Origin of the sequence: Seohaeicola saemankumensis (genome assembly GCF_021021435.1) — a bacterium.
Classification (GTDB): Bacteria; Pseudomonadota; Alphaproteobacteria; order Rhodobacterales; family Rhodobacteraceae; genus Seohaeicola.
Genome location: NZ_JAINWI010000009.1, coordinates 23,710 through 37,422, shown reverse-complemented (window position 1 = coordinate 37,422; position 13,713 = coordinate 23,710). Strand labels below are relative to the sequence as shown.

The window sequence follows — 13,713 nt, the reverse complement described above, 5'->3', positions numbered from 1 at the left end:
GGTCGCGCCCGATGTTGCAAGACTTTGCCACCGGTTTTTCGATCACGGGCGCAGGCATCGCGCTTCCCGCGCGGGCTGGTCTGTGGTTTTTTATCGCAAGCCTGCCCATCTGTTTCTGGGTGATGCTCAGCGATCTGCGGGCGATGCGTATTCCCAACAAGGCGGTCATCGCCCTTGTCGCCGTTTTCCTGCTGGTCGGGGTCTGGGTTTTGCCCTTGCCGGTGATCGCCACGCAGCTTGTGCAGATGGTGGTGATGCTGCTTGTGGGGATCGTGCTGAATGCCGCGTCTGTGTTCGGTGCGGGCGATGCGAAATTTGCCGCCGCTGCGGCCCCTTTCGTGATGCTGGGGGATGTTACATTCGTGCTGATGCTGCTGGCCCTGAACCTGCTGGCATCCATGATCACGCACCGCGTGGCAGGCCGCACCCCGCTGCGGAAACTGGCACCCGGCTGGGAAAGCTGGGAACGCAAGAAGGATTTTCCGATGGGCCTGTCGCTTGGCAGCACGCTGTCGATCTATCTCGGTTTGGCCGCCCTTTACGGGAGCTGAGACACACCTTGCGGGCCAATATGCGGGGGTCTCTTCCTGCCTTTGCAGCAATTTCTTTGCCTTTCCATTATTTTGCCACTTTGACGCGGCACATCTTGGCCCAGCCATTCGGCACCCGACCCGCATAACGGACAGGCCAGCCCATGAATATGCAGATCACCCCGACACAGACCCGCGTGACAGCCCCCCCGCCGCCCTCAAGTATCGAAGAGATGCGCCTGCCGGTGGTGATGATGCGGGATATCCTGCTCAAGACGATTTTCCGCAAGAACGTGAACACTGTCACTGATGTAGCCGAGGCGATTTGCCTGCCGCTCAGGGTCACGCAGGAACTGATCGACATGGCGCGTGAGCAGCGCCTGCTTGAGGCGACGGGCACGCTGAATGCCAATTCGGGCAGCGAGATGGCCTATCAGCTGACAGACGGAGGCAAGGCGCGCGCGCTGGATGCCCTGTCGCAATCGGAATATTTCGGTGCGATGCCGGTGCCTCTGTCGGTTTATGCCGAACAGGTCAAGCGCCAGTCGATCCGCGATGTGCAGATCACCCGCGCCCAATTGACCAATGCGATGGGCCATCTGATCCTACCGGATGATCTGCTGTCCAATCTTGGTCCTGCGGTCAGTTCGGGGCGCTCGATCCTGATGTACGGACCGCCGGGCAACGGCAAATCCTCGATCTCGAACGGAATCCGCGATGCGATGGGCGACAAAGTCTATGTGCCGCGCGCCATCGAATATGCGGGGCAGGTGATTACCGTTTATGATCCGATCGTGCATTCCTCGGCCGAGGTCGAAACCGACGAGCCGGGATCACTGCGGCGCAGGCGCAGTTTCGACACGCGCTATGTCCGTTGCGAGCGGCCCACGGTGATCACGGGGGGTGAGTTGAGCCTGTCGATGCTGGATCTGGTCTATAACCCGACCGCGCGCACCTATCAGGCACCTTTGCAACTGAAAGCCACCGGCGGCATCTTCATCGTTGACGACCTTGGCCGTCAGGCTGAACCGCCGCAATCTCTGGTCAACCGCTGGATCGTGCCGCTGGAGGAAAGCAAGGATATTCTGGCGCTGCAATCGGGCGAGAAGTTCGAGGTGCCTTTCGATACGCTGGTGGTGTTCTCGACCAACTTCCATCCGAACGAGATTTTCGATCAGGCGGCGTTGCGCCGGATTTTCTACAAGATCAAGATTGACGGACCCAATCAGGAAAACTTCCTCAAGATTTTCGCGCTTGTCGCGCGCAAGAAGGGCATGCCGCTGGACGAGGCGACATTGGTGCATCTCTTGAAGGTGAAATACCCGACGATCAACAATGTCTATGCGAATTACCAACCGGTCTTTCTGATCGACCAGATGATCTCGATCTGTCAGTTCGAGGGCATTCCCAACCAGATGAGCCCTGCTCTGGTCGATCGCGCCTGGTCCAACATGTTCGTGCGCGACGAGGTGATCGTGAAGTAGCGCAGGCGACAAAGCCCGCGAGGGCTGCGGAGTGTTACCCCGCTTTGCAGCTCATATCGCGCTAGAGACCAATTGCGCGGCGACCAGCACCACCAGCAAGCCCGCTGCAATCTCGATCAATGACATCGCCCGCAAGGTCGCCGGGCCGCTGGCGATCTGGGCCAGCGTGCTTTCGCGGGCGGTTACCGACAGAACAGCCACCAGAACGGTGATGCTGGCGGTGCCAAGCCCCATGACAAAAGCTCCTGCGATGCCAATCGCATCAATACCCATGCGCCATGTCAGGATCAGCAAAAACAGCGCCCCCGTGCAGGGCCGCACCGCAACAGCACCGATCAACACCAGGGCATCGCGCAGTGACCGCACCTCGGCGGCTTCCTCAAACGTGGGGCCGTGTTTATGCCCGCAAGAGGCGCAGGCCGCGTCTGCATGGTGGTGTGCGTGGCTGTTGTCATGGTCATGGTTGTGCGCGGCATGGCTGGGTGCGTGCTCGCCGCTCTCTTGTCCTGCGGGACTGGCGCGCTGTGTCCACAACTTGCGTAGGCCGCGCAGCAATAGCCATAGCCCCACCATCCCGATCAGGACATAGCTGAGCGGGGCAAGCCATGCCTCGGCCGTGGCGACCAGTCGCTCGCGCGACCAGTCCAGCACGAACACGCCGCCATAGACCAGCGCCACGGCCGTCGCCGCCTGTGCAAGGCTGGACGCAAGGGCAAGACCCGCAAGCCGGCCCAAGGGCACCCTGCGTCCCAACCCGTAGCCACCGATCAGCACCTTGCCGTGACCGGGGCCTGCGGCGTGGAAAAATCCGTAGGCAAAGCAGAACCCCAACAAGGCAAAGAGCGCTGCACCATCCCCCGACTTCAATCGCCGCAACAATCCTGCCATCGCGTTTTGTGTGTCGCGCTGTCCATCGGCGGCCCAACGCTCGAGAATTGCCATGCCGTTCATGCCCCACAGCCAGACGGCAAGGGTCGTGATCAGCCCAAGGGTCAACAAGGCCAGCGGGGAGCGGATCACGCGTTGCATGTCACCTCGACGATATCGGCAAAGGCATCGCCGACTTCGGGGTATTCATCGTCCGGCATCGCGGGGTTGGCATAGAGTGCCTCTTCCACCAGCGTATAGGCGCGGTCCAGATCGGCGGGTTGGATCGTCAGCTTGCACCCGTCGGGCACCTTGACGCCGCCATCCAGATCATAGGCGGTGTAAAAGCTGGGATCATAGGCGCGCAGGATCACAGGCCCTGATTGCGGCGCAAAGGCACGGAAATGGCGCGTCACGATCTGGCCTTGGACGACATCCGTGCCGCGCCCCTCCGGTGGGCCTAATACGACGGGGGCGTCATCGGCTGTGATGTACAGGTCGCCCTGAAATCCCTCGATCCAGTTCAGATCGAAGCCGTCCAGACGCGCCAGTTCGGAGGGCGTCAAAACGCCGTCGGCATCATTGTCCAGCCCCATGTCTTCTAGCAGTAGCAGGGAATAGAAATCGTCATAGGTCCAACTGACCTCGACCCCGACAAGCTTGCCGCTGTCATCGGCGACAAGTTGCAATCCGGTTTGCACGAACACATGCGGATGGGCCTGCGCTGCGGGTGCAGCCAGCAAAAAGGCAAGAACGCTAGGGGTCAGACGTTTGTGGATCATGCCAGAGTTTTAGGGCAGCGCGGGCCGGCCCGCAACGCCACAAGCAGCACATCGGCTGAAATCTGCATGGGGAGAGCGGCGATTTGGTGGGGTGGTGACCCGTCATGTCAGGCTTGCTAGCAGTCTAACGTGGTACCCGGATATCAATCACAGGCTGGGTTCGGGATCAGTCCCGATAGGTGGTCATATAATCACTTGTATCCGAGGCCAGAGTCGTGGTGCCATCGCGCAGAGATCCCCAGCCAGCCGCCAGTAGGGTGACTGCAAGAGCGGTCAGCACAACCCAGTCCGCCGTGATCGCGCCATTGGTGTCGCGGGCGAAATGTTTGATCGGGTTACGGAGCTTGAAGAATGTCATGGCAGTATCTCCAGCCGGCATTACGCATCAAAAATACAGAAACGCGCCGGCACGGTTCTTACACTGAAAAGGCCGCACCCGACCGGGCGGGTGCGGCCAAAATCATGCTTGTCTCAGAAAGAGATCAGCCTTCTTCGCCGCCGCCTTCGCCGCCGCCAACTGCGCCGGGTGCCTGCTCGCCCATGAAGGTGTTGGTCGAAGCTGTCAGGCCGGTTGCACCGGTTTCGATCGAGGAATAGGCGGCCACGGCCAGACCGACAACGGCTGCGGTCAGAACGACCCAGTCAACAGTCACGGCGCCGGATTCGTCTTTGCTGAAGTTCTTGAAGAAGTTAATCATTTTGTATCCCTCCAAAGGATCAGTTGCTCTGTTGCACAACCGCGCCGGTGACTGTCTGGGCTGTCTCTCTCTTGGCCCGTCTCCGTTTCGGTATGAGCAGATATAGCCAGCGGATTGGGGCAACAGTTTGGCCGAAATCGTGCGTTTTATCTTTTTCCACTTTTTCTGCATCAAGGCGTATCAAGTATATGAAATTAAACAAAAGAAATTTATCTTTTGATACAAAATACGTGATTTTACCCTTGGGGATTGAGGCAGACGGGGCGAACTCAAGGCAGCGTATTTCATGAAGTTCTGGCTATCTGGGCGAATTTCTGGGATAAATGGGCAAAGATAATCGAGCGTGATACACAAATCACAGGCAGGCAAATCCGCGATGATACGATCCCACCGTTTGGATCGACAGGCGAGTCCGCGCCTTGCGGCGTATGCGCGACGGTTTTCCGGCGCTGCGATCCTGTGCGTGGCTCTCGCCTTACCCTGTGCTCTGGCCGCGCAAGAGCCGCCAGCCTATCCCGATTTCACATTCAAACGGGTCAAGCCGCCCGCGGCTGGCAGCACGGGGCGCAGGATTACCGTGCAGATCGAACCGCAACCCGTCGCAGTGGCGCGCCCTTCCGTGCCACAATTGCCGTCGGAAGGGGTTGCGGAAGCGATCGGGCGGTATGACTGGTTCTGGCAAGGCGTGTCGCCCGCGCTGGACGAAAGTGGACCCGGCCGGTTGGAACCGGCCTTGATCCAGATTGCCAATGCTGCGGCGGGCCAGCAGATCGCGGCCCCGCGCCTGACCGACTTGCTGGGGATTGCCCGCGCTCATCGCGCGGATCTGTTGCTCAATACGGTTGGGACAGGCGTGTCGCCTGCACTGGTGCTGGCGGTGATCGCTGTGGAATCCAGCGGGCGTGCCGATGCGGTCAGTTCGGCTGGGGCAGTCGGGTTGATGCAGTTGATCCCTGCTACAGCATCGCGCTTTGGCGTCGTGGACAGCCTGAATGCGGGACAGAATATCAAGGGTGGTGTCGCCTATCTGGATTGGTTGCTGGCGGAATTCGGCGGCGATCCGATTTTGGCGTTGGCGGGCTACAACGCGGGCGAGAATGCGGTGAAACGGCATGGCGGTGTGCCACCCTATGCCGAAACCCGCGATTATGTTCCAAAAGTTTTGGCCGCTTTTGCCGTGGCGCGCAATCTGTGCAAGACGCCGCCAATGCTGATCTCGGATGGATGCGTTTTCAACCTCGGCGAGGGGTGAGCCATCTTTCCGCCACATCCAAGGCGGGTGCGGGTGCATGGATATTTCCAGCAAGAAGAAACGCAAAAGGCCCGCGGATGACACGCGGGCCTTTTATCTGTCAGATCGGAGGGTTCAGTTGACGATCTTCGCCAGCGTTGCCGCGCGCAGTTCGTCCTCGGTGACGCCATCGGCGCATTCGACGATTTTCAGACCGCCCTCGACCACGTCCAAAACGCCCAGATTGGTGATGATCCGGTTCACGACGGCCTTGCCGGTCAGCGGCAACGTGCAGGCGGGCAGCACCTTGCTTTCGCCTGCCTTGTTGGTGTGATCCATCACGACGACTACGCGCTTGACGCCCGCGACCAGATCCATCGCGCCGCCCATGCCCTTGACCAGCTTGCCGGGAATCATCCAGTTCGCCAGATCGCCTTCCTCGGAAACTTCCATCGCGCCGAGGATCGCCATGGCGATCTTGCCGCCACGGATCATACCGAAAGACATCGCGCTGTCGAAAAATGCCGTTTGCGGCAATTCGGTGATCGTCTGCTTGCCCGCGTTGATCAGGTCGGGGTCTTCATCGCCTGCATAAGGGAATGCGCCCATGCCCAGCATGCCGTTCTCGGACTGCAGGGTAACTTCCACGCCCTCGGGGATGTAGTTGCTGACCAGCGTGGGAATCCCGATGCCGAGGTTCACATACCAGCCGTCTTGCAGTTCCTGTGCCGCGCGTGCGGCCATCTGGTTCCGATCCCAAGGCATTATGCGGTCTCCCTTTGACGAACCGTGCGTTGTTCGATGCGTTTCTCGTGCTGCCCTTGAATGATGCGGTGCACATAGATACCGGGCAGGTGGATGTGATCGGGGTCAAGGCTGCCGGTCGGCACGATCTCTTCGACCTCAACGACACAGACCTTGCCGCACATGGCTGCGGGCGGGTTGAAGTTGCGCGCGGTTTTGCGGAACACGAGGTTGCCGGTGGCATCCGCTTTCCACGCCTTGACGATGGCAAGATCGGCGAAGATGCCGCGTTCCAGCACATAGGTCTCGCCGTTGAACTCTTTGAGCTCCTTGCCCTCGGCAATCACGGTGCCGACGCCGGTCTTGGTGTAGAAGCCGGGAATACCTGCGCCACCAGCGCGCATGCGTTCCGCCAGAGTGCCCTGCGGGTTGAACTCCAGCTCCAGCTCTCCGCTCAGATACTGGCGCATGAATTCGGCATTCTCGCCCACATAGGAAGAGATCATCTTTTTCACCTGACGGGTCTGCAACAAGATGCCGATTCCGAAATCATCCACGCCCGCGTTGTTCGACGCGAAAGTCAGATCCTTGGTGCCGGCCTCTTTAATGGCCTGCAGCAACAATTCGGGGATACCGCAGAGGCCGAAACCGCCCGCCGCGATGAACATGCCGTCGAACAGCAGGCCGTCCAACGCCTCGGTCGCGTTTGCATAGACTTTCTTCATTGATCTCTCCCTCGCTTCACCGTTGCGGCCTTGTTTGCCGCCGGTAATGGCAAGAGTCAATCATATGCCGCAGTGCAGAGGCCAAGCGACCCCTGTTCAGCTTCCCGTCTTCTTGGAGGGAGCTTTTTTCGCAGTGGCCTTGGTGCTTGCCTTTGTCGCGCCGGCTTTTGCCGCTGTCGCCTTTTTCGCGGCAGGCTTTTTGGCGGCTGCCGCTTTGGGTTTGGCAGCCGCCTTTCTCGCGCCCGCCTTCTTGCCGCCGGATTTGGCGGCTTTCTCGGCGATCAACACGACAGCCTCATCCATCGTGAGCGCCGCAGCCTCGACACCTTTGGGCAGGGTCGCGTTGATCTTGCCCCACTTGACATAAGGTCCATAGCGGCCATCCATGACCTGAACAGGACCGCCTTCAGTCGGATGCTCGCCCAGTTCGGCCAGCGGTTTGGCGGCTGCGCGTACCGCACCGGGACCACGGGCGGCCTTGGCCGCCAGTTCCTCGACCGCGCGGTTCATGCCGATGATGAAGACCTCGTCGACCTCTTTGATGTTGGCATAGACCGAGCCGTGCTTGATATAGGGGCCATACCGCCCGATCCCGGCCTCGACCATGACACCGTCCTCGGGATGCGGACCGATCTCGCGCGGCAGGTTCAGCAGCATCAGCGCCTTGTCCAGATCCATGTCATCTGGCGACCAGCCCTTGGGCAGGCTGGCCCGTGGTGGTTTCTTGACCTCCTCCGAAGCCTCGCCACGCTGCACATAGGGGCCGAAACGACCCGAGCGCAGACTGATTTCGTCGCCCTGATCAGTGCCCAGCACACGGTCGCCCTGCGCGTCGGCGTCGCCGTTCAGCGGGCGGGTATAGCGGCATTCGGGATAGTTGCCGCAACCGACAAAGCCGCCGGTTTTGGAGCTTTTCAGATGCAACTGGCCAGTGCCGCAAAGCGGACAGACACGCGGGTCGGAGCCATCCGCGCGCGGCGGGTAAAGCTGCGGGGCAAGGGCCTCGTCCAGCACGTCCAGCACTTCGGTGATCCGGAGTTCCGAGGTCTCCGCGATGGCCGCCGAGAAATCCCGCCAGAAGCGCGACAGCACATCCTTGTAATCCATCTCGCCCGCGCTGACCTCGTCGAGCTGGTTTTCCAGATCGGCGGTAAAGTCGTATTCCACGTATTTACGGAAGAAATTCATCAAAAAGACAGTGACCATCCGGCCCTTATCCTCTGGGAAAAGGCGGTTCTTGTCCTTGCGGACATAGTCACGGTCCTGAATCGTGGTGATCACGCTGGCATAGGTCGAGGGGCGACCGATCCCCAATTCCTCCATCCGCTTGACCAAAGTTGCCTCGGTATAGCGGGGGGGCGGTTGGGTGAAATGCTGCTCGGGTGTGACCGCACGCTTTTCTGTGGGTTCACCCTTCATGATCTGGGGCAGGCGGCGCTCGTCCTCGTCGGTCACATCGTCGCGGCCTTCCTCGTAGACCTTGAGGAAACCGTCGAACAACACGACCTGACCGGTCGCGCGCAGTTCCACTTGCGCGTCGCGGCTGCCGATATCGACGGTCGTGCGCTCGAACCTTGCGGCCTCCATCTGGCAGGCGATGGTGCGTTTCCAGATCAGATCATAAAGCTTGCGCTGGTCCGCATCGCTGATTTTCAGGCTTTCGGCATCGCGGTCCAGTTCGGTGGGGCGGATACATTCATGCGCTTCCTGCGCGTTTTTGGCCTTGTTTTTGTAGATGCGCGGACTGGCTGGCACATATTCGGCACCGTAGCGCGCCTTGATCGCGTCGCGGGCGGCGGTGACGGCCTCGGCGGCCATGTCGATGCCATCGGTCCGCATATAGGTGATGTATCCGGCCTCATAAAGCCGCTGCGCCGCGTTCATACATTGCCGCGCGCCCATGCCGAATTTGCGGCTGGCTTCCTGTTGCAGGGTCGAGGTCATGAACGGGGCCGAGGGGTTGCGGCTGGCCGGTTTCGCTTCGACCGAGGTGACTGTCAGTTCGCGTGAGTTGATTGCCTGCACGGCCATTTCGGCCTGCGTGCTGTTTTCCAGATCGTAACGATCCAGCTTCTTGCCGGCCAGTTGGGTCAGGCGCGCCTCGAATTCCTGACCGCGCGGGGTGACCAGACGAGCGGTAACCGACCAGTATTCGCGGGCTCGAAACGCCTCGATCTCCATCTCGCGTTCGACGATCAGTCGCAGGCAAACGGATTGCACCCGCCCCGCGCTGCGCGATCCGGGCAGTTTGCGCCACAGAACCGGCGAGAGGTTGAAACCCACCAGATAGTCCAGCGCGCGGCGCGCCAGATAAGCCTCGACCAGCGGCGCATCGACCTGACGGGGGTGCTGCATCGCCTCGGTCACGGCTGATTTGGTGATCGCGTTGAAGACCACGCGGCTGACGGGGGTGTCTTTCTTGATCGCCTTGCGCTTGCGCAGCGTTTCCTCAAGGTGCCAGCTGATCGCCTCGCCCTCGCGGTCGGGGTCGGTGGCGAGGATCAGGGAATTGTCCTTGGCCAGCGCGTCGGCGATGGCTTTTACATGTTTGCGGCTGTCGACGCCGACTTCCCATGTCATATCAAAGCCGTTGTCGGTATCGACCGATCCATCCTTGGCAGGCAGGTCGCGGACATGACCATAAGAGGCTAGCACGACATAGTCAGAGCCCAGATATTTGTTGATTGTCTTGGCTTTAGCCGGAGATTCCACAACGACGACGGGCATCGGACTTCCTTTCGACTCGGACACGGCTTTGGCACGGAAACATGCCGCGGCATCATGGCGGCGGACCATGTGGGGTGAAAGGGGGCTTTGTCAATGCGGGCAAATTCGCAGCATCCGGCTGACTTGCCGTCAACGGCAGGGGGCGAGGCGACCTGAACAATACGCCTTGATGTTGCGCGGGGCTAGGTCACGCGGGACAACAGTCCGCCCGGCTGGCGCAGGATCTGACCGTCGAGTTCCAGGTCGACAAGGGCAGGGGTGATGTGATGGGCGGGCGTGTCCAAATCGCGGATCAACTGGTCCTCGGCCAGCGGCGAGGCGCCAAGCCGTTGCAGAATCTGGCTGTGCAAGGCTGCCGTTTCGCGCAGAGACCGGCGATCGGGCGGGGGCGATGGCCGCGGCGGAATCGCGCCCTCAAGCAGGCAGGGCTGTCGCGGGGCCGATACGGGTGGCAAGGCGTCGATGACATCGGCAGCATTGCGGACCAGCCGCGCGCCATCACGGATCAGCATGTTGCAGCCCGACGAGCGCGCGTCGAAGGGATGGCCCGGAACGGCCATGACCTCGCGCCCCTGGTCCAGACCGCAGCGGGCGGTGATCAGGCTGCCGGATTTCGCCGCCGCCTCGATCACCACAACAGCGCGGGACAGGCCGGAAATAATCCGATTGCGTCGTGGAAAATGCCGTGCTTGCGGCACAAGGCCCACGGGTTGTTCCGACAGGCGCAGTCCGCGCGCCGCGATCGCATGGGCCAGGCCTGTATTCTCGGCAGGATACAGCACGTCCACACCGCCGGCCAGAACCGCGACGGTGCCGGTATCCAGCGTGGCGTTGTGGGCAGCCGTATCAATGCCGCGCGCAAGGCCTGACACTACGACATACCCCGCCGCGCCAAGGTCGCGGGCCAAGGCCCTTGCCATGCGGGTGCCAAGGGACGAGGCGTTGCGCGCGCCGACCAGCGCAATCATCGGGCGAGACAGGATGGCGGAATCGCCGATGGTCCACAGAAAGGGTGGGGCATCGGACAGATCACCCAGCGGCAGCGGATAGGCCGGATCGCCCGCGCAGAGCATAGTCGCACCTGCGCCTGCCGCAGCCCTGAGTTCGGCCAAGGCCACGCCATGCGGGCAGGGCGCATATCCGTCCACACCAGCGCGGCGGGCGACTTCGGGCAGGGCATCCAGCGCGGCATGGGCGCTGCCATGTTCCGCCATCAGCCTGAAGAAAGTCGCAGGCCCCACACGGGGCGAGCGCAAGAGACGAAGCCATGACACCCGGTCATCTTCCGTGGTGGGTGGGAGTGGGGGGTGAGTGGAAGAAGTGGGTTCCCAGGTCATCACAACTCCGTCTGCTTGCAGAATCAGGTGTAGACCGGCGCTGGTTAATTCGGGGTAAACCACAAAGACAAACGGCGCACCCGAAGGCACGCCGTTTCCGTATTGCAGCAGTGGCGGCGCCCGTTCTGTCAGGCTGCCGAGCCGCCCACGGTCAGGCCGCCGATCATCAGGGTCGGCTGGCCAACGCCCACAGGCACCCACTGGCCCGCCTTGCCGCAATTGCCCATGCCGGGATCAAGCGCCATGTCATTGCCGATGGCGCGAATCTTTTGCAGCGCGGTTGCCCCGTCTCCGATTAACGTGGCCCCTTTGACCGGCGCGCCGATTTTGCCGTCCTTGACGCGGTACGCCTCGGTGCAGGAGAAGACGAACTTGCCGTTGGTAATGTCCACCTGACCGCCGCCAAAGCCCACGGCATAGATGCCATCTTTCAAATCGGCCACGATATCGGCGGGATCTGTCTCGCCGCCCAGCATATAGGTGTTAGTCATGCGCGGCATCGGCGCATGGGCATAGCTTTCGCGCCGTCCGTTGCCGGTGGGGGCGACACCCATCAGGCGCGCATTCTGGCGGTCCTGCATATAGCCCACCAGCACACCATCCTGGATCAACACATTTCGGGCCGAGGGCGTGCCCTCGTCGTCGATTGTGATCGAGCCGCGCCGGTCGGGGATCGTGCCATCATCCAGCACGGTGACTCCGCGCGCCGCGATCTGTTGCCCCATCAGACCGGCAAAGGCGGATGTACCCTTGCGGTTGAAATCGCCCTCAAGCCCGTGGCCTATCGCCTCGTGCAGCAGGATGCCGGGCCAGCCCGGGCCAAGCACGACATCCATGACACCCGCAGGGGCAGGCACGGCGTCCAGATTAACGGTGGCGATCCTGAGCGCCTCGCGAGTTTTGGCCTGCCAGTCGGCAGGGTCCAGCAGACCGTCAAGGCCCACGCGCCCGCCGCCGCCAGCAGTGCCGCTTTCGCGCCTTCCGTCCTGATCGACGATGACGCTGACATTGACGCGGGTCATCGGGCGCACATCCCGGAACGAGACACCGTCGGGGCGCAGGATCTCGATCTCCTGTATCGAGGCGGCGATAGTCGCGCTGACCTGTACGACCCGCGGATCAAGACCGCGGGCGAAAGCGTCGATCTCGCGCAGGGTGTCCAGCTTGACGGGAAAGCTGACGCCCGCAATCGGATCGTCCTCTGTATACAGGTGGCGGTTAGTGGCGCGGGGGGGCTCGGCCCATGTGCCGCCCCCCTGACCGACGGCCAGACGCGCGGTGCCCGTCGCGCGGCGCAGGGCGGCTTCCGAAATTTCCGTGGAATGCGCATAGCCCGTCACCTCGCCGCGTACGGCCCGCAGACCGAATCCCTCCGAGGCGTCATAGCTGGCGGTTTTCACGCGGCCATCGTCGAATACCAGTGCTTCCGAGCGGCGACGTTCGAAAAACAGCTCTCCGTCATCGGCACCTGCGGTCGCCTCGCGCAGCAGGGCAAGGGCGGCATCAGGGGCCATCTTGTCTTCGAGGGGGCGGAATGGAGTATCGGACATGAGGGGCTTTCTGTATCTTTCGCAGCACGTGCAATTGATCTAAATCAAATTCGCGTCCGTTTGCCGCAAGGCTCGTTGTTGTTTTGTCTGTCAGAATATGGTTTCTCGCGACGACAAAACAACGGGATTCTATGGCATACCGCTTGGACGACCGACAAAAGACCCAGAAACACCTCAACCGATCAGGGTGACATATGCGACGACTGACTAGCCTGCTGGCCCTAATTCCCGCCTTCCTTGCCGTTCCTGCCTCGGCGCAGGAGGCTTTGCAAATCATCGGCGCGCCGAAAGCGGGTGGCATCGGCTTTCAGCCGGCTGCAACCGAACTGGCCCGCGACCTGCAGTGGCTGGATGGTATGGTGCTGGTGATCATCACCGCCATTACGATCTTCGTCTGCGGCCTGCTGGCCATTGTGATTCTGCGCTACAATCGCCGCGCCAACCCGACGCCGGGTTCCTTCACCCATAATACGCCGGTCGAAATCGCATGGACCATCGTGCCCATCGTGATCCTGTTCTTTATCGGTGCCTTCTCGCTGCCGGTGCTGTTCAAGCAGCAGGAAATCCCTGTCGGTGACATCAATATCAAGGTGACAGGCTACCAGTGGTACTGGGGCTATGAATACACCGATCACGATTTCGGCTTTGAAAGCTTCATGCTGGGCCGCGAAGATCTTGAGGAATATGGCTACAGCCAGGATGAATACCTGCTGGCGACCGATACCGCCGTTGTCGTTCCTGTCGGCAAGACAGTCGTGATGCAGGTCACCGCAGCCGACGTGATCCATAGCTGGACCATTCCCGCCTTTGGCGTGAAACAGGACGGTATCCCCGGCCGTCTGGCGCAGTTGTGGTTCTCGGCCGAGGAAGAAGGCATCTATTTCGGCCAGTGCTCGGAACTTTGCGGCAAGGACCATGCCTACATGCCGATCACCGTCAAAGTGGTGAGCGAGGAAGCCTATGAAGCATGGTTGGACGGCGCGATCGAGGAATATGCCGGCACGCCGCGCGATGTAAAGCTGGCCGCAGCCGACTGAC

The 13,713-nt window shown here is 61.2% G+C and carries 13 protein-coding genes; 4 read left to right on the top strand and 9 right to left on the bottom strand.

All coding sequences use genetic code 11. From position 1 onward, the window contains the following. The first annotated feature begins 11 nt into the window (after positions 1–11). Positions 12–551 (top strand): prepilin peptidase, encoded by a 540-nt coding sequence (locus K7H22_RS05485; protein WP_230799730.1) that lies wholly within the window; start codon positions 12–14, stop codon positions 549–551. Between the two features lie 143 nt (positions 552–694). Next, positions 695–2,014, top strand: a complete 1,320-nt coding sequence (locus K7H22_RS05480) for an ATPase (RefSeq protein ID WP_230799729.1) — start codon at positions 695–697, stop codon at positions 2,012–2,014. A 51-nt stretch (positions 2,015–2,065) separates the two neighbouring features. On the opposite strand, the gene K7H22_RS05475 is transcribed toward K7H22_RS05480, so the two are convergent. The 4 genes from K7H22_RS05475 to K7H22_RS05460 form a co-directional block, all read right to left on the bottom strand. Then, positions 2,066–3,043, bottom strand: coding sequence for a nickel/cobalt transporter (locus tag K7H22_RS05475; protein WP_230799728.1), 978 nt, complete (start codon positions 3,041–3,043; stop codon positions 2,066–2,068). Beyond that, positions 3,031–3,663: a DUF1007 family protein gene (locus K7H22_RS05470; RefSeq protein ID WP_230799727.1), complete on the bottom strand. Its 633-nt coding sequence runs from the start codon at positions 3,661–3,663 to the stop codon at positions 3,031–3,033. The genes K7H22_RS05475 and K7H22_RS05470 overlap by 13 nt, the downstream gene beginning before the upstream one ends. 166 nt (positions 3,664–3,829) lie before the next feature. Further along, a complete protein-coding gene (locus K7H22_RS05465) occupies positions 3,830–4,021 on the bottom strand; it encodes a hypothetical protein (RefSeq protein ID WP_230799726.1) in 192 nt (63 codons plus the stop codon). 124 nt (positions 4,022–4,145) lie between these two features. Then, positions 4,146–4,361 carry a hypothetical protein gene (locus K7H22_RS05460; protein WP_230799725.1) on the bottom strand — a complete coding sequence of 72 codons (216 nt, stop codon included), beginning with the start codon at positions 4,359–4,361 and terminating at the stop codon, positions 4,146–4,148. A gap of 376 nt (positions 4,362–4,737) precedes the next feature. On the opposite strand from K7H22_RS05460, the gene K7H22_RS05455 reads away from it, so the two are divergent. Next, the gene (locus K7H22_RS05455; RefSeq protein ID WP_230799724.1) at positions 4,738–5,613 is read left to right on the top strand and encodes a lytic transglycosylase domain-containing protein; all 876 of its coding nucleotides are present in this window, start codon (positions 4,738–4,740) and stop codon (positions 5,611–5,613) included. A gap of 114 nt (positions 5,614–5,727) precedes the next feature. Here K7H22_RS05455 and K7H22_RS05450 read toward each other — a convergent pair whose 3' ends face one another. The 5 genes from K7H22_RS05450 to tldD form a co-directional block, all read right to left on the bottom strand. Then, on the bottom strand, positions 5,728–6,357 hold the full coding sequence (locus K7H22_RS05450; RefSeq protein ID WP_230799723.1) for a 3-oxoacid CoA-transferase subunit B: 630 nt from the start codon (positions 6,355–6,357) through the stop codon (positions 5,728–5,730). Next, positions 6,357–7,061 carry a CoA transferase subunit A gene (locus K7H22_RS05445; protein WP_230799722.1) on the bottom strand — a complete coding sequence of 235 codons (705 nt, stop codon included), beginning with the start codon at positions 7,059–7,061 and terminating at the stop codon, positions 6,357–6,359. The genes K7H22_RS05450 and K7H22_RS05445 overlap by 1 nt, the downstream gene beginning before the upstream one ends. A 96-nt stretch (positions 7,062–7,157) precedes the next feature. Next, positions 7,158–9,788 (bottom strand): type I DNA topoisomerase, encoded by a 2,631-nt coding sequence (topA, locus tag K7H22_RS05440; RefSeq protein WP_230799721.1) that lies wholly within the window; start codon positions 9,786–9,788, stop codon positions 7,158–7,160. A 182-nt stretch (positions 9,789–9,970) separates the two neighbouring features. Then, on the bottom strand, positions 9,971–11,125 hold the full coding sequence (dprA, locus tag K7H22_RS05435; protein WP_230799720.1) for a DNA-processing protein DprA: 1,155 nt from the start codon (positions 11,123–11,125) through the stop codon (positions 9,971–9,973). 128 nt (positions 11,126–11,253) lie between these two features. Then, positions 11,254–12,675 (bottom strand): metalloprotease TldD, encoded by a 1,422-nt coding sequence (tldD, locus tag K7H22_RS05430; protein ID WP_230799719.1) that lies wholly within the window; start codon positions 12,673–12,675, stop codon positions 11,254–11,256. Positions 12,676–12,869: 194 nt separating this feature from the next. On the opposite strand from tldD, the gene coxB reads away from it, so the two are divergent. After that, complete coding sequence (gene coxB / locus K7H22_RS05425; protein WP_230799718.1) at positions 12,870–13,712, top strand: cytochrome c oxidase subunit II; 843 nt, start codon at positions 12,870–12,872, stop codon at positions 13,710–13,712. Position 13,713 lies beyond the last annotated feature (1 nt).

Excerpts from the sequence above, each read along its gene's own strand:
- K7H22_RS05485 (WP_230799730.1), top strand. The coding sequence starts at position 12 with ATGTTGCAAGACTTTGCCACCGGTTTTTCGATCACGGGCGCAGGCATC.
- K7H22_RS05480 (WP_230799729.1), top strand. The coding sequence starts at position 695 with ATGAATATGCAGATCACCCCGACACAGACCCGCGTGACAGCCCCCCCG.
- K7H22_RS05475 (WP_230799728.1), bottom strand. The coding sequence starts at position 3,043 with ATGCAACGCGTGATCCGCTCCCCGCTGGCCTTGTTGACCCTTGGGCTG.
- K7H22_RS05470 (WP_230799727.1), bottom strand. The coding sequence starts at position 3,663 with ATGATCCACAAACGTCTGACCCCTAGCGTTCTTGCCTTTTTGCTGGCT.
- K7H22_RS05465 (WP_230799726.1), bottom strand. The coding sequence starts at position 4,021 with ATGACATTCTTCAAGCTCCGTAACCCGATCAAACATTTCGCCCGCGAC.
- K7H22_RS05460 (WP_230799725.1), bottom strand. The coding sequence starts at position 4,361 with ATGATTAACTTCTTCAAGAACTTCAGCAAAGACGAATCCGGCGCCGTG.
- K7H22_RS05455 (WP_230799724.1), top strand. The coding sequence starts at position 4,738 with ATGATACGATCCCACCGTTTGGATCGACAGGCGAGTCCGCGCCTTGCG.
- K7H22_RS05450 (WP_230799723.1), bottom strand. The coding sequence starts at position 6,357 with ATGCCTTGGGATCGGAACCAGATGGCCGCACGCGCGGCACAGGAACTG.
- K7H22_RS05445 (WP_230799722.1), bottom strand. The coding sequence starts at position 7,061 with ATGAAGAAAGTCTATGCAAACGCGACCGAGGCGTTGGACGGCCTGCTG.
- topA (WP_230799721.1), bottom strand. The coding sequence starts at position 9,788 with ATGCCCGTCGTCGTTGTGGAATCTCCGGCTAAAGCCAAGACAATCAAC.
- dprA (WP_230799720.1), bottom strand. The coding sequence starts at position 11,125 with ATGACCTGGGAACCCACTTCTTCCACTCACCCCCCACTCCCACCCACC.
- tldD (WP_230799719.1), bottom strand. The coding sequence starts at position 12,675 with ATGTCCGATACTCCATTCCGCCCCCTCGAAGACAAGATGGCCCCTGAT.
- coxB (WP_230799718.1), top strand. The coding sequence starts at position 12,870 with ATGCGACGACTGACTAGCCTGCTGGCCCTAATTCCCGCCTTCCTTGCC.